Below are 19,339 nucleotides of genomic sequence, written 5' to 3' on the forward strand. Positions count from 1 at the left end.
GAATCGTATCCGTCCAGAAAGACATGGAGAAAAACGAGATGGAAACGCTACAGTCTGCCGTTACCCGCGATATCACCCGCTGCTATGCGCAGGAAGGCACTTATCCGGAGAGTCTGGCATATTTGAAAAAACATTATGGCCTGACTTACGACTCTTCCAAATATTTTGTGGATTACCAGCCATTGGGTGCCAATATTATGCCTGACGTTACGATCATCCGGAAAGGAGGCGGAAACTAATGCGTTTTGAACGTTCGAGAAAACATATGATAGACTTTATATTTCCGCTGACACTTTTACTTGTATTTGCGGTTTCCGCACTGATCGTACTGCTTCTGTCTGCACGTATTTACGCCGCGCAGACGGAGCAGGCAGATAAAAATTACCAGACTACCACACCACTTTCCTATATTACGGAAAAATTTCGCGCAAATGACACATACGGCGTTGTATCTGTCGAGAAACGTGAAGGCAGGGAATGTCTTGCTTTCCACATGCCGGCTGATACTTCTGCTGATAATAACGGAAATACAGATACTACCGGTTATACAACATATCTCTATACAGATGGCGGGTGGCTGAAAGAACTGGTCGTACGAGATGACGCTGACGCTTCTCTTAAAGCTGGAAAGAAAGTGATCGAAGCCCGTGATCTGACCGTCACACGAAAGAAAAACGGACTGTACCGCATTATGATAACCGAAAAAAATGGCACACAAGTCAGCCGCCTGCTTGCAGAAAGGAGCCATTCATGAAACAACAGAATCACAAGCGCTCCGGCATCTTTCTACTGGAAATTATGATCGCCATACTGTTTTTTGCACTGACCGGTGCTGTATGCCTGCGCACTTTCGTCAAAGCACATACACTGAGTACACAGGCTACCGAGACGGAACAGGCGCTTTCCCGTCTGGAAGATGTTGCCGGGCTTTTAAATACAATAGACGCGGCAGAGTTAAAAGATGAAAAGACATTTTCAGAGACTCTTGAAAGTGAGTTTCCGGCCTGTGAAATGGATGGCAGAAACGCTGTTATTTATTATGATACAGACTGGAAAGCCTGCCTGTCGGAAAAAGCATTCTACCAGATTCAGTTACAGACAACAGATAAAGAAGATTCCATGTGCCATTTTCAGATCAAAGCTCTGCGCCTCGCAGAAGGCACTGCCAGTATATCTTCCAGTAAATCTTCTGAGAAACAGTCAGGCAGGGCAGCTTCTGAAATTACACATTTAACACTAAAGCGCTACGCAAAGGATTGATGATTATGAATACATCAGGTTCAAAACAGAAAAATTTTCCAATTACAAATATCGGATCGGTCACTCTGCTGATGATCTTCATTGTATTGTGTATGATCACCTTTGCAGCGCTGTCACTTTCCAGTGCCGCTTCGGATTATCAGACCGCCCGGAAATCCGCCACTCATGCGCAGGAGTATTACAAAGCATCAGGTCGTGCGGAAGAGACTCTTGCAAAAATCGATCAGGTACTTAAAAACTGTTACCTTCAGACTTCCGATATTGCCGGATATTACAAAAATATCGAACAGCATTATAAAAACAATTCGGATATTACTTTAAAGAGAACTTCGGATTCCCTTACATTGACTTATCAGACGAAGATCAATGATAAACAGGCATTGCAGACACGCCTGCTGATTCTGCATCCGTCTGAGCAGACAGACAAACGCAGCCTCTCCTCTGCAAAAACTGCAACTCCTGATCTGTACCGCATCACTGGCTGGCAGACACTTTCAACTGCAGACTGGAACGGAGACAATTCTTTGAACTTACTTAAAAAATAAAAAGGAGACTTTTATTTATGATAACACTCGCTTCACAATTACTTGAAAAAACGGTAAGCTCCAACGCTTCCGATGTTTTTATCGTTGCCGGGCTTCCGGTTTCCATGCGGTTAAATGGCATCATTGTACATGAGGATGAAGAACGCCTGAAACCGAATGATACTGCCGAGATTATTAAACAGATTTACCAGATGGCAAATGAGCGCGACATGCAGACACTTCTTGCTACCGGAGATGATGATTTTTCATTTTCCATTCCGGGACTTTCCCGTTTCCGTGTCAGTGCCTTCAAACAGAGAGGTTCTCTATCCGCCGTCATCCGAGTGATCTCGTTCTCTCTGCCGGATGCAAAGGAGCAGGGAATCCCTCAGCAGATCATTGATTTTGCCGACTTTTCCAAAGGTCTGGTACTCGTCACCGGTCCTGCCGGAAGCGGTAAATCTACAACACTTGCCTGCGTGATCGACCACATCAACCAGACACGCCATGAACACATTATCACACTGGAAGATCCACTGGAATTTCTTCACCGCCACAATAAGAGTATCGTCAGCCAGCGCGAGATTTCTGTCGATACCGTCAGCTATGTAACGGCGTTGCGTGCGTCTCTGCGCCAGAGCCCGGATGTCATTCTCCTTGGCGAAATGCGTGATTTCGAGACGATACAGGTTGCCATGACGGCTGCCGAGACCGGACACCTGATTTTCTCAACTTTACATACGATCGGTGCCGCCAATACGATCGACCGTATCATCGATGTATTCCCGCCGAACCAGCAACGACAGATTGCAGTCCAGTTATCCATGGTTCTGCAGGCTGTTATATCACAGCAGCTTGTCCCTACTATTGACGGACACCAAGTTCCGGCATTTGAAATTATGACGGTAACACCTGCCATCCGCAATATGATCCGTGATAATAAAATCCCGCAGATTGATGGTATGATCTATTCTTCCGCCACACCGGAACTGGTTTCCATGGATGCGAGCCTCTTGAAACTTTATAAGGATGGTACGATCGCCAAGGATACTGCGCTGACTTATGCGACGAATCCGGAGATGTTGAAGCGGAGGTTATAATAATAACAAGGCAGGTCAAATTGACCTGCCTTATCTATTCTCTTTGTTCACTTTTTTTAGTATTTTGTAAATCCGATTTTCTTCATGGAATAACCGTATTTTCCTAAAAGTTTATCGTAGTATTTGAATGCTGTTTTTGTATAGCTGACTGCTTTTGTCCAGTCTTTTTCACGAGGCTTTCCGCTGTACTCCAGTTCATCATCACTTTCGCTCATCAGATCACCTTCCAGACATTTTGTCAAATTCATTCCCTTACGGTTTCCATCGTAAGATTTGTCAAGCTTTCCTAAAATAAAGATAACATAATCTTCCTTAAGTTTCATATCAATTATTTGTAATTCCCCTGCTTTATCTTTTACGATATCCATCGCGATTGCTGTACCTGTCATCTTGTCCGCTTTTTCGTTCATGTCTATATAACTGAATCCCATCTGCCATTTTTTGGGATATGCAATAATATTAATATCTTTTTCATTATTTTTTCCTTGTTTAGAAGTCATGGAAAGCATGTACATTCCATCGCCCTGATTTTTTCCTTTTTCTCTTACCAGATCATACAGCTTTCTCGCACGGTAATTTTCCTTTGTGACAACTGCCACTTTACATTTTAATTTCTTACCTTTTACTTTTGCAGTAATTGTACATTTGCCAAGTTTTACTGCTTTTACTGTTCCTTTGGAACTGACCTTTGCAATTTTCTTATTGCTGCTGGACCATTTGATTTTGGCACTTGTATTCTTCACTTTCAGTTTCGTACTCTGTCCCGGATACATTGCAACACTTGTCTTGCTGAGTTTTGGTTTAACGGCTGCTTTTGCTTCCCCACTCCAGCCACCAAATGCAAGCGTCACCGCCATTGCAATCACCAGTAACCCTGCCGACAGACGTTTCCATACGTTTCTTCTGTTTTCTTTCATGCCTTCTTCCTCCCAATTTGTTTTTTATCTCTACATTAAGAAAAGCCTTCTAATCACACAACTTTTCTTAGAAAGAGCATCTTAGTATCTCTGCTTTGTGACAACCTGCACACGACACTTTAATGTCTTACCCTTGACTTTCGCGGAAATCAGACATCTGCCGGTTCTGACCGCACGCACCATTCCTCTTGGGCTGACCTGCGCAACCTTCGTGTTGCTACTGGACCATTTGGCTCTTGCCCTCGTATTATTCACGGCAAGTTTCTCATTCTGTCCTGCATACATATAGAGGCTGGTCGTATTCAGATTCGGTCTTGAAGCACCCCTTGCCTTAACACCGATCCATCCACTCAGTGAAAATGTGACAGCCAGCGCAATTATCAGAATACCGGTTGCAAGCTGCTCCCACCAGGTCTTATTTCCTTTCCACATATTATTCCTCCATTTCTTACTACCCCATATAAAAATTATACTTTACTAAAGAAGCTTTCGTCAATTATTTTCAAACTATTTTTTTCTTTTATTATATTTTTCAGTCTTTTTAAATGCAGGCATGCGAAAAATCTGTATCAGCAGCGGAATTACCATAATAAACCAGACCAGCGGCTCCGCGAGAATCACTCCTGTATAGCCAAGCCACGGCACCAGTGTAAAAGCAATGATAATTTTCCCAATCATTTCCAGAGAACTGGACACAAGCGGTGTTACATGATCGCCAAGTCCCTGCATCGCATTTCGCAAAATACAGATGATCGTTGTCACGAAATAAAAAATGGTATTGAATTTCAAATAGTTAGTCGCATTCAGAAGCACAATTTTATTGTGCGTTCCTGTTACGAGATAGACAAGGAAATCACCGATCGTATAACTTGCGACTGCAGACATAGCCGACCAGATAAATGTATACAGAAGTGCCACTTTGATTCCCTGCTTTACACGGTCCATCTTGCCTGCGCCCATATTCTGACCGCAGTAGGTTGCCATCGTCTGCCCAAATACGCTGAACATGATCATAAACATTTCCGACAATTTTCTTGCCGCCGTGTGTGCAATAATAATTTCTTTTCCAAGCTGATTGATTGCCGTCTGCAAGGTCAGCGATCCGATATTGATAAGGGAACTCATAAATCCCATCGACAGACCGGCGCTTAACATTTCCTTTCGCATGGCCGGATTGACATGACAGAAGTCTTCCTTTGACAGGCGGAGAATTTCGTATTTGTGCATCATGTAAAACCAGCAGATGACAAATGCCAGCCCTTGTGCAAGAACGGTTGCGATTGCCGCACTTCGCACACCACTGTGCAGTACAACTACGAAAAATAAATCTCCGGCGATATTTAACGCGACCGATACTGCGAGAATGATGAGCGGTGTCACAGTGTCCCCGATGGCACGCAACGCTGCCGCACAGGCATCATATAAAAAGGTTGCAAGCAGCCCGGCTATGATAATAATAATGTAAGATCTTGCCATTGGCAGCAATTTTTCCGGTATATTTAAGAATTGCAGAATTTGTCGCAGAAATGCAAGTCCAAGCACAGTAAAGAATACCGAAATTCCTGTTCCAAGAACTAACGACTGGGCAAATGATTTCCGCATCTGTTCGATATCTCCGGCGCCGAATTTCTGTGCCGTGATAATGGCAAATCCATTTGACAATCCAAGCAGGAAACCGATAATCAGTCCACTTAACGTGCTCGTTGCTCCGACTGCTGCAAGTGCATTTCCTCCAAGAAAGGAGCCGACGATTCGTGTATCGGCAAGACTATATGTCAATTGTAGTAAATTTCCTAAAAAAATCGGTACTGCAAATGTAAATACAAGTACCGATGGTTTTCCTTTTGTTAAATCTTTCATCTTACGCTTCTTACTCTCTTTCGCTCTTTGCTTTCACTTTAATTTAAGTTTCTGTCCTTCGGATATTTTCCGGTCTATTTTAGCACACCCTTTCTTCTCTGTAAAATACTTTTGACCCTAATGTCATGCTTTTGTGGTATGATAATTCCATGAAATACGAATTGCAACACAGATTGATAAGGAAATTAATTAACATGAAAGCACAAACATTATTAAAAGCAAAAAAATATACTGGGATTCTTCCCTTTCTCTCCGGCATCTGCTGGGGCGCTACAGGAATTTTTGTCCGAACTCTGGAAAATGCCGGAGTTGATAATTTCACGATCATCAGCTGCCGTATGCTTCTCGCAGCTCTCATTACAGGCATCTGTATGCTCATCTACAACCGCTCTCTGTTCCATGTAAACCTTAAGGATCTCTGGCTTTTTATTGCGAGCGGCATGATCGGAATGACGGCACTCAGCATTTTTTATAATATTTCGGTTTCCAGCAGTTCTCTGGCACTTGCGGCAGTTCTTCTTGCCATGTGTCCGGTTTTTGTACTGTTTCTGGCGGCAATATTTTTCCATGAAAAAATCACAGGACGCAAAACCGGCTGCGTCATTCTGGCGCTCACCGGCTGCGTCCTGGTCAGTGGTGTATTTGAAAAAGGCGGACTTGCATGGTCTGTCCGCGGCATCGTCTGCGGTCTTCTCGCCTGCTTTTTCTATGCCTCATATAGCCTTGTCAGCAAACGCATGACACAGAAAAACTATCATTTCCTGACGATTACTTTTTATGGTACTTTATTTTCCGGACTGTCCATGCTTCCATTTTCAAATATGCATACTATCCGTGCTTTATGCACACCAGCTTATTTCTCCTATACCGGTGTCATGTTTGTACATGCGCTGATCTCCTCTGTCCTTCCGTATGCGCTTTTCTCGCTTTCCATGCGCTATATGGAAACCGGCAAAGCTTCCATCCTCGCATCCAGTGAGCCTGCTGCCGCTATGATTTTCGGCGCAGTGCTCTACTCCGAGACGCCAAGCCTGCTCTCCGTGCTGGGGCTTTGCTTCACGATCGCAGCAGTTGTGCTATTGAATGTGCCGGAGGGGGAAGTTCGATAATTCTTTTATCTCTTTTCAAGAAATTTTTGACATATTTCAGTATCCATGCTAAAATATGAATATAAAAAGAGTACTACCGATAGACGGTTAGTACAAATCTATTTGGCTAAAAATAGCCGCTTAGTTTGTCAGACTGGGGCGGCTATTTTTGTGTCTTATTATCCTTACCAAATGTATATCCCAAACCAAAGCTTGTGATTATATCAGCTACATATCACAGTTTCAATTATTTTTTGTCAGCGTTTATTTTATAAATCTAATTACGCATATCCGTTATTTATGATCTTCCACCTGCCATCGCTGGTCTTTTTTAACGTCCACCCATATCCATATTCCCTGTGGCTTGCTTCTCCTTCCGCAAAATCAGAAAGTCCTTCTGCATCAAATGTACTTTCCAGTACGATAATGTCTCTGGTGTCCACATTTTCTTCACCTTCTACATGCATGGATTCTACGCATTCAGTAACTTCCTGATCTCCTGCATACTTAATTTCCAACAGTGTACAACCTCGCATTTCTCCGTTTCTATTGAACTTATTTTCCACTACTTGAATGGCGCTATTGATCTCTGCCTGTGTATGAATAGAAGAATCTACTTGCACAACACCTTTTTTCGCGCAGACATTTGAAATTGGATTTGTCAAAAATCCAAAAGTCATCACCGCATAAACAACACATATGCATGCAATAAATCTTTTCTTCGGTTTTTTATAATTCAATACATATTTCACTCTGTCTTTAACGTCTATTTCTCCAAAGGAAAGCGGCGAGTAAATCATTCTCTTTGGCATACTGCAATCCAGCATTGCCTGAGAATACGAAGCCTTTTTCTCTCTCTCCATTTTGCGGATAACTGCTTCATCACACCGCATTTCTATATCTTTGCAGAACATCCAATATGCCCACCACACAAAAGGACTGAACCAATAAACACACAGAAACAAATATGCAATATTTTTCCAGATATAATCCCGATACCGGATATGCATTTTTTCATGTAAAAGCACACTGTCCAGTGTATTTTCAGCAAGATTTCCCGGTATATAAATCACTGGTTTTACGAGTCCAAAAACAAACGGTGAATCTATTTCATCACACACATATATGTTGTCCTTCCGGCAAATACTGGCTCTTATTTTTATCCGGATATTAACATATCCGTACGCCTCATACAGAAGCATTATAAATGCACCCACTAACCACACAATTGCCAGAATGTAAAGCAGATTTTCTGTTAAATGAAATGGAGGAATCACCGTTCCCTCATATCGATGCATATATGCTTCGCCCAGATAATCTTTTACGAGCGAATAAGTAAGTGCACTCCCCGATTCGACATTTGACAGATTTCCCGAGCCAAGATTATCCACCCGTTCCGCAACAGGTATGAAGCTCCACGCTTTTTCAATCAGATTCGGGATTGCAAGGCGAACTGCAACTAAGATCCATAAAAAGAACTGTAGCCTTTTCGATGATTTTCTTAATATAAAGCGGATAATAAATACTGTTATGATCAGCCAGCTTGCCGCCAGACTCATGTTAAATATTTTCAGGAAAATCTCACTCATATGCTTAACCCTCCTTGAAAGTATCGATCATCGACTGAATCTCCTTTGCTTCTTCCGATGTCAGCTTCTTATGTGAAATAAATGCTGCAATAAAAGAAGGCAATGAACCGTGGAACGTCTCTTCTACAAACTTCTCGCTCTTCGCAGCAAAAAAATCTTCTTTTGATATAAGCGAAGTAACGATTCCGTCCTGGTTCTGAAACAAGCCTTTCTCGCACAGTTTACGAAGCACGGTGTATGTTGTGGACTTCTTCCATGACAACTTTTCTTCACATATCCTGACAAGTTCCCCGGAACTTACCGGCTCTGACTCCCAGATGATATTCGCAAATATTTTCTGTACTTCTCCAAGTTCAGTATCCATCGTTATCCCTCCTTTGGTTTACTCACAATAGACTTTTTCTTTATTTTATCGTGAGTAAACCTGTAAGTCAAGGGATTTTGACATATTTTCGCCCATAATTTTTTTATTCGGGTTTCTTAATTTAAGCTTCTATTTTAATTCCTTACAATCTATAATATCACCGACCATAAGCAGCACTTCCGTGATTATTAAAAACACCATTCCTGCTTTAACAAGCACTTTCCCCTTCTGATCATCACTTGCTTTTGCTGACTTTGCAAGTAATCCTATTAAACCTATATTGGATAACCGTTGGATATTTCTGTTCATTGCTCGGTTCTCATAGTAAATTTTTCTTAACATGTCTTTGTTTTTCATATTCTCTAATTCTCCTTCTTTAAACTCTTTTTGCAAATTTTGCAGATTGTTCCCGCCGGTGTAACTAATACAACTTTCGCATATGCTTTGTCCCCGATTTTATCATATAAACGTCCTGCACTCATGGATTCTCCAATTACTGTATAAGAACTGTTTGCCACATAGCCAATCTTGCCAACTCCTTCATACGTCACCTTGATCGCTTCCCTGTCATACTCGTTATCTGGTTCTTTTTCCAGCCGGAGCTTCATGCCCTTTTCCAGAAAATCATTTCCAAAATAATTCTTTGTTCCGGTCAGTGTTATAAATACTTTTGCCATTGTAATATCTCCTTTCTTTGTTTAGAAATCATCCGGATTCGATCTGATTTACGCCGTATCTCCCCGGATGGTTATAGTGTATAGGAAGAGGTGGGGTATAAAAATCCCTGCTGTTTTTTTCTTTACATCTTTAATTGCTATTTTAAACGCTATTTTTTGCCTATAACTGCTCTTGCAAACTGGCAATTACTTTTGCAAACTCCCTTTTAGACGCTTCCTCAAAGACGATTACAAAGTAATGGTATACTGCTCTGGCGTCTTTCGCTAACTGTTGAAATGTATGGATCCCCATGGAATAAAACATTGCACCTTCTTCATAACGGACAAATTTCTTACGTCCTCCTTTGACAAGCTTTTCCAAATCCGGAACCTTGCTTCGGTTATTTCCCATAACGCTTCCCCCTTCTCTTCTTTAATTCTGATGCAACATCAGGATTGTCTTCTAAAAAATCATCCAGAATATTCAGATCCACAATAGCTGTCTTTCGAATCGGATAATTGGCTTCTGCCTTTTTCGCCAGTCTGACAAAAGGCCAGTAGGACATCCTATAAATCTTTGCTCCTTGTGTGTAATTTACAAATCTGCGTTTCTTTCCTTCCAGATATTTTTCCAAGTCAGGTGTTTTTCGTTTTTTCATGGCTTCCTCCTTGTTTCCAGAAATCTGTATATTACCAGATACTCATTTTATTTGGCAGGTACGTGAAAGGATGTTATATCTTAAAAAACAAAAAGGACACATCCAAATGGTATTTCTACCAAAAGTGATGTGTCCCTGTTTAACACTATATTTTCGAAAAATGCTCCTCAAAAATAATCGATATTTTGTTCTTTAGACATATAAGATAAACAGTCAGGAATCCATAGAACCCCTTATTCTATTCTCTTATAATCCGTACGTCACCATTTAAACTTATACAGTTCCAGGCCGTTTCATGTAGCTCCATTTCAATCCGTGGAACCACTTTTCCTGATTGGACGTCTATGACTACCAAACCGAACTCTTTTTCTGGATTAGTACAGCTTAGCACCTGCAGGAATATGGTTATCAACCATCAGAAGATGCAGTTCTTCATCCTCTGAATCCTTCAGGTTATTCACTGCTGAAAGCAGCATACCGCAAGACTCGATTCCCATCATCTTTCTTGGCGGAAGGTTGGTGATTGCGATCAGTGTCTTACCAACTAATTCTTCCGGCTCATAGTAAGAGTGGATTCCGCTTAAGATCGTGCGGTCTGTACCTGTTCCGTCATCCAGTGTGAACTGAAGGAGCTTCTTGCTCTTCGGAACTGCTACACACTCTTTAACCTTTACGGCACGGAAATCAGATTTGCTGAATGTATCGAAATCAACCTCTTCTTCAAATAAAGGCTCAACCTTTACGTTGGAGAAGTCAATCTTCGCGTTGTCTTTGAAGAATCCGTTGTTGTCGTTTGCAGTTGCTTCTTCTACTGCTTCGGATTTTCCTGCTTTTTTGTCAGAGTCAAGACTCTTCATCGTCGGGACCTTTTTTGTGGTTCTTTCATACTCGACCAAGCTGGTGTTAATACTATTAAATTCTCCATATTCCAATTATCCCCCATACTTCATATTTTTGCTCTACTTTGAGTCACTTTGCGGGCAAATGATGTAAAATATGATGTAAATGATGTAGGGCGATAGTAGTATATGCAAGAGCATATTCATATACAAGAAATTATAACTTCTCTTATTTACAATGTCAATCCACATCAAAGTAACGCTGCCTTATCTTTTTCTGCTTCAGAACAAGAAAAAAGAACACACAACATTCTGTATGTTCTCTTTCCATATGTGAAGTCCAATATTATACTACGAAATAGCTATCCAATCCTTTAAACTCTGCCGCTTTCATTTCCTTTGTAACATCAGCATAGATGTTCAGTGTAGTTGAAATATCTGAATGTCCGAGTGCGTCTTGAATGACCTTTATATTTACTCCAGCTTCACACATTCTTGTTGTAAATGTATGTCTAAGCGAGTGTGGATGTGTCAAGTATAGGACAAAAAAAATTTTATTTTTTCTGCCGAAGACTATCTGACGCTTCCATCAGGTAGTCCCAGCACCTTGATTATCTTCTGATAAGTCATTCTTGTCCTGCTCAAGTTATCTCTGTTCCGAAAAAATATCGTCAAAATTCCATTCGATTTCAATTTCATCCTGACTATGAACACGGATCACCTTGATAATCTCACGCAGCTTCTCTGTATCGAACTTCTGAATTCCCAAGAAATCTTTTAGTTTTATTTTATCAGAAAGTTCATTTTGTTCAAGAAGCTTTTTGCTATTCTCCGCATCTTCTATCTTTCGTTTTATTTCATCCAGCTGTACACTTATCGTTGCAGCTCTCTGCTTATACGAATCACGATCTATACGACCATCTTTGTAATCATCATAGAGTTTCATCTTTTCCGAGGTCAACTGTCGGCTCTGTTTTTGCAATTCTGCGGTATTGATCTCTTTGTAGTCGCATTGCCTGTTGGAAGATACTTTCTTTTCTTTTTCCAACATTGACGCTGCATACTGATGAACAAGCCCAAGGATATTCTCCTCCAGCGGTTCCCGTCGGATCACCAGACTTCGACACACAGGATCTCCATTGGTTCGAGCATCTGAGCATTTTAGCAGATGCTCCGTTTCTTTTAGTAAAGAATGCCCACAGTTGGCACATATCAGTAATGCCGGCTGTTTTTTACGCCTTTCCAGAGTAAAATTGGTGCGTGATTCCGCAACACTTCTCTTCTTTTTCGGATGCATTTCATTTGCTTTTTCAAACAATGCCCTGTCTATAATTGCCGTATGATGATTTTCCAGGCGAACCCATTCTGTTTCATCATTCAGAACTGCTTTATGACCGGTATGCATACTGCAACGTGTTTTTCCCCAGATTCTGGTTCCAATATAAATCTCATCCCGGACAATTGCCGCTACTGTCGTAGGGCTCCAGTGTTTCTTTTTGATCGTATCAAACCTCTGGAACTGCACCTGATCCCCTCTTGATAATTTCTGCTCATCACAAGTGGCAATCGCCTGTCTGTTCAATTCCCTTGTAATATCTGCAAAACTTGTTCCCTTTGCTGCCATCTTAAAAATCATTTTCACGACTTTTGCAGCCTCCGGATCAACTTCCAGCCTTCCATCTTTTCCTTTTTTATAGCCATATCTGGCATTTACCGGAAGGCGTGTACCATTTCTCGTTCTTGTCTGCAATGCTGATGAAATTTTCTTGGACAAATCCAGGCTATACATATTGTATACTAGATTCTGCAATGCTACATTCATTCCACCAGTCATTCCGCTGCTTGCCGCACTGTCATAGCTGTCATTAATCGAAATAAATCGAATCTGTAGAAGTGGGAAAATATATTCAATATAAAATCCAACTTCCAGATAGTCTCTTCCGAATCTGGAAAAGTCTTTTACAACTACACAGCCGATTTCTCCGCTTTTCATGTCATCCTGCAGCTGTTGAAATCCCTGCCTTTTAAAATGAGTACCGCTGACACCGTCATCCACATATTCCAGAATATCCGACTCAGCCACACCCAGCTCATCAATTGCAAATGATTTTAACAGAATTCTCTGAGAAGTTACACTGTCGCTCTCTTTTTTGGCTCTGCCATCTACATTGTCATCTTCTGCAGACAAACGGATGTAAACAGCTGTTTTTCTAAGATCTGTCATCTTGACTGCGCCTCCTTCTCTTTCTTTAGTTTCTGTAAATCTGCAAACTGATCGTCATATACCAGCTTGATCTCATAATCATACTTACCATGGATAATAATTGAATCCACAAAGGCATCTGCCATTTCTTTTGTCAGCTTACGCTTTGACATATAAGTATGTATCACATTTCCCCAGCCTTCTTCAATGTGGTAATCCTGGGAATACCGAACCTGTGCCGCCAATACTGTGTCCATACGGCTCTTGATATGCTCAATTTCATTGGAATAGATCCGAGAAAACTGTATGTATTCTTCTTCTGTAATCAAACGTTCGGAATAGTCTTCATATAAATCCGATTTACGCTTACTGATACGGCTTAGTTCCCGTCGAAGTTTCCCCACCTCTTTATCCAAAAGCAGGTACTGTGTCTGATTTTTAGAAGCTGTATTCATTTCCCGAATCATTTTTTCCGTATCCAATACGGTTTTCATATGCGTTTGAATCAGGCGAAGAACATCGTCATCCACATATTCTTTTCTGACTCTGTGCCCTTTGCATTGCTTTCCCCCTGATTTATGGTTGGTATTGGCTCCGCAGATATAAAAGAATGTGCCATTTCTTTCTCTGGACAACGTCATGCGGTTGCCACAGCCTCCGCACCATATCTTTCCTGTATAGAAATTATGGTTTCGAATAGCCCCATTGTTCTGCTGATGTTTCTTTTTATAAGCTTCCGTATATTCCTGGATTTTAGATTGTACCTGTTGAAACAACTCTCTATCTATAATCCCGTCATGCGTGTTCTCCACATGCACCCATTCACTCTCTGGTCGGTTTCTCTGTTTATTTCCCTGGAAAACACTTTGCTGATATTTTCCAAATACAGAATCACCTGTACAATGAACATCCTGAAGAACTCGTTTCACTTCATAATTGTTCCAGGGTTTTGACTCCGGAAGCGGCTTTTCACCGGTTTTATAGAATTTTCTCTGTAAAGTCGGTGATAAAACTCCATCTTTATTGAGCTGTCTTGCAATATCACTATAGTTCCTGCCATCCATATACATAGAAAATATACTTTTCAGATGGTCTGCAGCTTCTTCATCAACAATCAGCTGATGATGGTCTTCTTCTGACTTTCTGTAACCATACGGTTCCCAGGCACTTGTAAATTTTCCTTTTTCCCAAAGAGCTTTTTTTGCGCTGCTGCTCTTTTTGGCAAGATCTTTCGAATAGAACTCATTGATAATATTCTTCAGTGGAACTGTAAGATCCACACCCTCTCTGAAGGAATCGAAATCATCTGTCACAGCCAGGAATCTTACATGGAAAAAAGGGAATACTCGTTCAATATAATTACTGGTTTCGACATAATTTCTTCCAAGTCTGGACAAATCTTTTACAATAACACAATTGATTTTTCCATGTTTGATATCTTCCATCATCTGTACAAATCCAGGACGGTCAAAATTTGTACCTGAATAGTCTGAGTCCTTATAAACTTCCGCAACCGAAATGTCTTCCGTATCTGCTACAAAGTTTTTCATCAATTCCACCTGGGTTTCTATCGTTCCTCTTTCCAATGTTTCTTCTGTTTCCATTGAAATTCTGGCATACAATCCTGCCCGGAACGGTCTGCTCACCTCTGTCTGGACGGTTGCACTGCTGACTACTTCCGGAATGTTTTTCCTGCTCTTTCGTGCCATTTTATACAACCTCCTTTACCTTGACCTGCAGATTATTATCATCATCTATTACCGTATCAACTCCCATAGACGGTAATTGATTCAGCAATGTCTGATAACAATCATCAAAATCAAAAGTGATCTCTATATTCTTTTTATCATATACTCTGATTTGCCTGATCAGTTCTACCACCACTGTGCGGGACAGTTCTTCAATATCCTGATACTTCACAAAATAATCCAGCCAGGTATTGGCTTTGTCTGCTTTTTCCAGCTCACTATCCATTTCTTTCTGGATCGCACGGATACTCTCTTCCGCATTTCTAAGCCGCTTTCCATAGGCTGCATGAAGCTCTACATAGTCTTCTTTTGATACAATGCCCTCTTTCATATCCGAATAGAGCATTATCCGTAACTCCTTACAGCGTTCTGTCTCCTGCTTTTTCTTCTCCAGCCTGTCCTGCAGCTTCTTCATATTGATCTCCTGAAATGGCACAGTACCAATAAATTCCAGGATTCTTTTCAGGTGCAGGATATTCTGGATATGCTGTTTCAACATCACCAGTACGGCATCTTCCAGATCCTTTTCCGGTATTCTGTGACTGGAACAGTGTTTTGTTTCTTTATTTGTGGAACATAGATAATAAGCATATTTTTTTCCTGCCACAGTGGAAACCTTTCTTGTCATAGGTGCACCACAATCCGCACATACAGCAATTCCGGACAACAGATATACCTGCTTTTGGTAAGGTGAAGTACGTGTATCCATGCCCAGAAGCCTCTGCACAATTTCAAAATCACGGTCACTCACCAGTGGCTCATGATTTTTCTCAATCCGGATCCAGTCATCTTCCGGTTTCACATAAGTCTGCTTCACTTTATGGTTCGGTGTTGTCCTTTTTCCCTGCACAAGATTTCCGATATAAACCTCGTTTTCCAGTATCCTACGGACTGTAACGGAACTCCAAAGTGCCTGTTCTTTCTGCCGGAAGCCAGTTTCATAATGACTGCCGCTGCTGATTTTATATTCAAATGGGGAAAGAATACCCAGTTCATTTAAACGATTAGCGATCGCATCCTGACTCATTCCCCGCAGCTTCATCTTAAAAATATCCTGTACTACACTGCCTGCAGATGGGTCAATCTCTAATTTATGCTTATCTGTCTTTGTCTTCCTGTATCCAAATGCTACAAACGGAGTCACGCACTCACCTTTTTTCCTCTTAATCTCAAGATTACTCCTGATCTTAATAGAAATATCACGACAATAAGCATCGTTGATTAAATTTTTAAATGGGATAATGATTTCGTCTGCCTGATTCTTTCCCTTAAGACTGTCATAATTATCATTGATAGCAATAAAACGTACACCAAGAGCCGGGAATAATCTCTCGATATACTTCCCGGAATCAATATATTCCCTTCCAAATCGTGATAAATCTTTTACCACTACGCAGTCTACAATCCCACGCCGGATATCTTCCAGCATTGCCTGGAATGCAGGGCGCTCAAAATTAGAGCCTGAGTAGCCATCATCAACTCGGACTGAAACAACTTCTATATCTTTTTTGTCTTTCAGGAAATCCAGAATCAAAGCTTTCTGGTTAGAAATGCTGTTACTTTCCAGTTTTGCTGAACTAGAAATATCGCCATCTTCTTTAGATAATCTGACATAGATGGCGGCATGATAGATTTTATTGATATTCTGATACATATCTTACCTCCTTTTATTACGTCAGAAAATCCATGTAATAAAAGGGGGCTGCATAATTTGTCCTTACTGACATTCTAACACAGTCCCCTCAATCTTGCCAGTACTTTTTCAGACACTCAGAAGCATATTCTCAAATGCCTGCTCCATAGATATACCGTTATTGGCAAATCTGACTTTTACTTTCATATTGCCGATCCGGACCAAATATGGATTTCCTACTTTATTCAGAAAAATATCTCTCCGTTCCTGAAGCGATTTATTTCTGTCTGCTTTTATCATCCGTAGATCAGTCATTTCATTGATATCTACATCACTGAAATCCTGCTCCAGATAGTTTCTATATTCCTCTGCCGTCATGCCCTTCTCCTTCCATTCCCATCTGAATCTGTACTGCTTTCAGTACCCGATCCAGGCTCCACTTATTTACTCTTCCGCATTTCTCAATAATACATTTCGTAGAAATGCTCATAACCTGTTCAGCCAGTGCCAGGCTTCCTTTTCGGATTCCCGTCATATCATATTTGCTGATAAATACATGTGTTGGCAAATACCGTTTCTTATAAATTCTTGATGTCAGCGGAACTACCGTTATGACTGAACTGTATGTATTGGCTTTATTATTACTCACTACGATCACCGGTCTTACTCCACCCTGAACAGATGTTGTAGGAAACATACCGAGATCTGCCCATAAAATATCTCCTCTGCGGATTGTCATTTGTCCTCTCTCCAATCTATTATTTTTATTTGTAAAGCATCCATAGCGCTATATTGGCTCCACAGGAATACGGCAGAGTTTCTTTCCCATAGGGAAAGCTCTGCCGCATAACCTCTATAGCCAATTTGATTATTAAACAGTGCTCGCTCGATTCTATTTATCCTCGATACCCCGAATCGTTACTCCCGCATATGCAGGAAGGGAATAATAACCTGCCCAGATGCATACTCCGGACCACAACCCGGAAACTCTCGTTTCCAGGCTCCAGCAGTTCATAGGTTTACCAGTTACAGACTTCTCAGGATCTGCAAGTGTATCGCATCTCATACATATCATCGCATCACCAGCCTGCCAGCTGGCTTCGGTCAGTGCTTTTTCGCAGCATTACAGACTGAACTAAAAATCTTTGTTTTGTCTTATAATCCTATAGCGGCATCTTCCTCGTGCTCTTTGCATGAAATGTCACGTCAGTTATTATTGGATATTCAGTTATCATGGTTCATTTTAGGAAGTCCTTTAACTTCCTCTAATTACTAAAGTCAAATGACTTTGGCAAATGCAAAAGATTTTGAAAAATTTTTTAAAAAAATTTATTCATATACATTTCACGCATCTTATTAAGAGTGGATTTCAGCTTGTATGACAGCATCTGTCTGGAAATCCCCATAATCTCCGCCATCTGTGTCTGTGTCTTGTTTTCAAAGAAAATGCCATAAATAATCATGCGTTCCTCTGAGTTCAGTTGATTGATCACTGTGTGAATATCCTGCTGTTCCATTTTTGTCAGTACACAGTGCTCCACATCACAGTTCAGATCTGGAAAATCCTCAATCATGAAGCCTTCTCCATCAATGGACTGACCGCTGTAAGGTACTTCTCTCAGCATCTTATCCACAACCTCACCCAGTTCATTCTTAATCTCAACTTTTTTTGCCTTGCTGCTTCTGTAAAAATTATTCATCGCATACGCAACTTCTTTTGTAATCTCGATCATTTCTCCATCAATATTTGCGTAATACTTTCCTTCGTAAAAATATGGGTGTTCAATATACATATCCGTTCCTCCTGAATTTGAAATCTTGTTGCTCGTTTCAAATCCAGAAGGCGGACCTCTGTTTAGGATCATGCCTGCTCCGCCTTTATCCTGCCGGGATACGCCCGCAGTTATTGGCTGAGAAATTCAGGCACGAAAAAAAGCCCCAGTAGTTTTTTCTTAACTACTGAGGCTTTCGTCTCTTTCTTGTATTCAGTTATCTATGCCTTCTTTCATCAGCATAATCATTGTATCAGGATAAAGTTCACAAAGTATCCGCAATATATTCCCATAAGTTCATATCATTATTGGAATCGTACATATTTCAGTATAAAAAGTTCATCGTGTTATTCTTCTACTTCTTTTCCATCTATATATAGTTGAAATTTATCAGGATTATTGACTACATCATAGTCCTTTCCGTATTCTACAGGTCTATATTCGGCTGTCATTACCGATTCCCCATCTTCAATATCCTCTTTCCATAAATAGATGTTCATATCAAGGCTCGTCGCATATCCCCTGTCTGTGGAGAATTTTGTCGAATAAAATGAATCATCCTTGTACATCTGCAAAAGTTCTCTTGCAAAAGCTTCTTTATCCCCGATATGTCCCCGGTTAGCAACCACTGTAATATTTTCATCTCGATTTACGGAAAATGTTCCAACTACATCCGGTTCGCCTTCCTTATGACCAGATTCAGATTTCCCATAAATACTTCCTGCAGCAATTATCAAGATCACTGCTCCTGAAATCAATGCAATTATCTTTTTCTTCATATTTTTATTTTCCTTTTAGTTTTTTTACTGCGTAATTGATTACTTCTTCCGGTGTGGGTCTGTCTCCTTTAAGTGTCATTTTCTTCCATTCTTCCTGCACAGCCGGATCGGGATTATCAAATCCTGCATCTATGGCTATCTGCATTTCTCTGCGTACCTCTTCTGGTGTTGTGTTGTACTTTTCTGCAATCTTCTCATAAATAGTTTTCTCTCTCATTCATTTTCCTCCAATATATAAGTAGAATTACACCTTGTTCTATAGAACTAATTTAGCATATTTCTATTATCATGAAAAGACACTTTACAACTTAAAGCTGAATAAAAGGTCAAAAAAAGAAGAGCTACTCG

At 40.8% G+C, this 19,339-nt stretch carries 26 protein-coding genes; 6 read left to right on the forward strand and 20 right to left on the reverse strand.

Features of this window, described 5'->3' with window-relative positions; translation table 11 throughout:
- The first annotated feature begins 38 nt into the window (after positions 1 to 38).
- Genes H8S07_RS14520 through H8S07_RS11585 form a run of 5 tightly spaced genes read left to right on the forward strand, consistent with a single transcriptional unit; the run spans position 39 to position 2,884 of the window.
- Positions 39 to 239 (forward strand): hypothetical protein, encoded by a 201-nt coding sequence (locus H8S07_RS14520; protein ID WP_226977310.1) that lies wholly within the window; start codon positions 39 to 41, stop codon positions 237 to 239.
- On the forward strand, positions 239 to 754 hold the full coding sequence (locus tag H8S07_RS11570) for a DUF4860 domain-containing protein (RefSeq protein ID WP_021861488.1): 516 nt from the start codon (positions 239 to 241) through the stop codon (positions 752 to 754). The genes H8S07_RS14520 and H8S07_RS11570 overlap by 1 nt, the downstream gene beginning before the upstream one ends.
- A complete protein-coding gene (locus tag H8S07_RS11575; RefSeq protein ID WP_186856066.1) occupies positions 751 to 1,260 on the forward strand; it encodes a PulJ/GspJ family protein in 510 nt (169 codons plus the stop codon). Before H8S07_RS11570 ends, H8S07_RS11575 begins: the two co-directional genes overlap by 4 nt.
- A 5-nt stretch (positions 1,261 to 1,265) precedes the next feature.
- A complete protein-coding gene (locus H8S07_RS11580) occupies positions 1,266 to 1,805 on the forward strand; it encodes a hypothetical protein (RefSeq protein ID WP_186856067.1) in 540 nt (179 codons plus the stop codon).
- 17 nt (positions 1,806 to 1,822) lie between these two features.
- Positions 1,823 to 2,884: a type IV pilus twitching motility protein PilT gene (locus H8S07_RS11585; RefSeq protein ID WP_186856068.1), complete on the forward strand. Its 1,062-nt coding sequence runs from the start codon at positions 1,823 to 1,825 to the stop codon at positions 2,882 to 2,884.
- Between the two features lie 56 nt (positions 2,885 to 2,940).
- Here H8S07_RS11585 and H8S07_RS11590 read toward each other — a convergent pair whose 3' ends face one another.
- From H8S07_RS11590 to H8S07_RS11600, 3 genes are all read right to left on the reverse strand, one after another.
- Complete coding sequence (locus H8S07_RS11590) at positions 2,941 to 3,801, reverse strand: Ig-like domain-containing protein (protein WP_186856069.1); 861 nt, start codon at positions 3,799 to 3,801, stop codon at positions 2,941 to 2,943.
- A gap of 81 nt (positions 3,802 to 3,882) precedes the next feature.
- On the reverse strand, positions 3,883 to 4,233 hold the full coding sequence (locus H8S07_RS11595; protein WP_186856070.1) for an Ig-like domain-containing protein: 351 nt from the start codon (positions 4,231 to 4,233) through the stop codon (positions 3,883 to 3,885).
- 75 nt (positions 4,234 to 4,308) lie between these two features.
- Positions 4,309 to 5,661: an MATE family efflux transporter gene (locus H8S07_RS11600; protein WP_186856071.1), complete on the reverse strand. Its 1,353-nt coding sequence runs from the start codon at positions 5,659 to 5,661 to the stop codon at positions 4,309 to 4,311.
- 194 nt (positions 5,662 to 5,855) lie between these two features.
- Between H8S07_RS11600 and H8S07_RS11605 the strand changes: the two genes are divergently transcribed.
- Positions 5,856 to 6,770 carry a DMT family transporter gene (locus H8S07_RS11605; protein WP_186856072.1) on the forward strand — a complete coding sequence of 305 codons (915 nt, stop codon included), beginning with the start codon at positions 5,856 to 5,858 and terminating at the stop codon, positions 6,768 to 6,770.
- A 260-nt stretch (positions 6,771 to 7,030) separates the two neighbouring features.
- Here the strand turns inward: H8S07_RS11605 and H8S07_RS11610 are convergent, their stop codons facing one another.
- The 17 genes from H8S07_RS11610 to H8S07_RS11690 form a co-directional block, all read right to left on the reverse strand.
- Positions 7,031 to 8,338 carry a M56 family metallopeptidase gene (locus tag H8S07_RS11610; RefSeq protein ID WP_186856073.1) on the reverse strand — a complete coding sequence of 436 codons (1,308 nt, stop codon included), beginning with the start codon at positions 8,336 to 8,338 and terminating at the stop codon, positions 7,031 to 7,033.
- A gap of 4 nt (positions 8,339 to 8,342) precedes the next feature.
- Complete coding sequence (locus H8S07_RS11615; RefSeq protein WP_186856074.1) at positions 8,343 to 8,702, reverse strand: BlaI/MecI/CopY family transcriptional regulator; 360 nt, start codon at positions 8,700 to 8,702, stop codon at positions 8,343 to 8,345.
- A 129-nt stretch (positions 8,703 to 8,831) separates the two neighbouring features.
- Entirely contained in the window at positions 8,832 to 9,059 is a 228-nt protein-coding gene (locus tag H8S07_RS11620) for a hypothetical protein (RefSeq protein WP_186856075.1), read from the reverse strand.
- Between the two features lie 5 nt (positions 9,060 to 9,064).
- Positions 9,065 to 9,379: an HIRAN domain-containing protein gene (locus H8S07_RS11625; protein WP_186856076.1), complete on the reverse strand. Its 315-nt coding sequence runs from the start codon at positions 9,377 to 9,379 to the stop codon at positions 9,065 to 9,067.
- Between the two features lie 160 nt (positions 9,380 to 9,539).
- Positions 9,540 to 9,770, reverse strand: a complete 231-nt coding sequence (locus H8S07_RS11630; RefSeq protein WP_186856083.1) for a DUF6462 family protein — start codon at positions 9,768 to 9,770, stop codon at positions 9,540 to 9,542.
- Positions 9,760 to 10,017 carry a DUF6462 family protein gene (locus tag H8S07_RS11635; RefSeq protein ID WP_004843801.1) on the reverse strand — a complete coding sequence of 86 codons (258 nt, stop codon included), beginning with the start codon at positions 10,015 to 10,017 and terminating at the stop codon, positions 9,760 to 9,762. The genes H8S07_RS11630 and H8S07_RS11635 overlap by 11 nt, the downstream gene beginning before the upstream one ends.
- A gap of 374 nt (positions 10,018 to 10,391) precedes the next feature.
- A complete protein-coding gene (locus H8S07_RS11640; protein WP_118238264.1) occupies positions 10,392 to 10,874 on the reverse strand; it encodes a hypothetical protein in 483 nt (160 codons plus the stop codon).
- A 328-nt stretch (positions 10,875 to 11,202) separates the two neighbouring features.
- Positions 11,203 to 11,391, reverse strand: coding sequence for a tyrosine-type recombinase/integrase (locus H8S07_RS11645; protein ID WP_330598574.1), 189 nt, complete (start codon positions 11,389 to 11,391; stop codon positions 11,203 to 11,205).
- A 111-nt stretch (positions 11,392 to 11,502) separates the two neighbouring features.
- On the reverse strand, positions 11,503 to 13,080 hold the full coding sequence (locus tag H8S07_RS11650; RefSeq protein ID WP_158421998.1) for a recombinase family protein: 1,578 nt from the start codon (positions 13,078 to 13,080) through the stop codon (positions 11,503 to 11,505).
- Positions 13,077 to 14,768: a recombinase family protein gene (locus tag H8S07_RS11655; RefSeq protein ID WP_186856077.1), complete on the reverse strand. Its 1,692-nt coding sequence runs from the start codon at positions 14,766 to 14,768 to the stop codon at positions 13,077 to 13,079. Before H8S07_RS11655 ends, H8S07_RS11650 begins: the two co-directional genes overlap by 4 nt.
- Position 14,769: 1 nt before the next feature.
- Positions 14,770 to 16,461, reverse strand: coding sequence for a recombinase family protein (locus tag H8S07_RS11660; RefSeq protein ID WP_186856078.1), 1,692 nt, complete (start codon positions 16,459 to 16,461; stop codon positions 14,770 to 14,772).
- 108 nt (positions 16,462 to 16,569) lie between these two features.
- Entirely contained in the window at positions 16,570 to 16,818 is a 249-nt protein-coding gene (locus H8S07_RS11665; RefSeq protein WP_015568866.1) for a DUF6870 family protein, read from the reverse strand.
- Positions 16,799 to 17,179: a type II toxin-antitoxin system PemK/MazF family toxin gene (locus tag H8S07_RS11670; RefSeq protein WP_015568867.1), complete on the reverse strand. Its 381-nt coding sequence runs from the start codon at positions 17,177 to 17,179 to the stop codon at positions 16,799 to 16,801. The genes H8S07_RS11665 and H8S07_RS11670 overlap by 20 nt, the downstream gene beginning before the upstream one ends.
- A 153-nt stretch (positions 17,180 to 17,332) precedes the next feature.
- Complete coding sequence (locus H8S07_RS11675) at positions 17,333 to 17,515, reverse strand: hypothetical protein (protein WP_055282710.1); 183 nt, start codon at positions 17,513 to 17,515, stop codon at positions 17,333 to 17,335.
- 244 nt (positions 17,516 to 17,759) lie between these two features.
- Entirely contained in the window at positions 17,760 to 18,233 is a 474-nt protein-coding gene (locus H8S07_RS11680) for a sigma factor-like helix-turn-helix DNA-binding protein (protein ID WP_172677211.1), read from the reverse strand.
- Between the two features lie 326 nt (positions 18,234 to 18,559).
- Positions 18,560 to 18,991 carry a DJ-1/PfpI family protein gene (locus tag H8S07_RS11685; protein WP_158422800.1) on the reverse strand — a complete coding sequence of 144 codons (432 nt, stop codon included), beginning with the start codon at positions 18,989 to 18,991 and terminating at the stop codon, positions 18,560 to 18,562.
- Positions 18,992 to 18,995: 4 nt separating this feature from the next.
- Positions 18,996 to 19,208, reverse strand: coding sequence for a sporulation initiation factor Spo0A C-terminal domain-containing protein (locus H8S07_RS11690; protein WP_029732086.1), 213 nt, complete (start codon positions 19,206 to 19,208; stop codon positions 18,996 to 18,998).
- Positions 19,209 to 19,339: the final 131 nt, after the last annotated feature.

The sequence above is a fragment of the Dorea hominis genome (genome assembly GCF_014287705.1).
GTDB classification, from domain to species: domain Bacteria; phylum Bacillota; class Clostridia; order Lachnospirales; family Lachnospiraceae; genus Dorea_D; species Dorea_D hominis.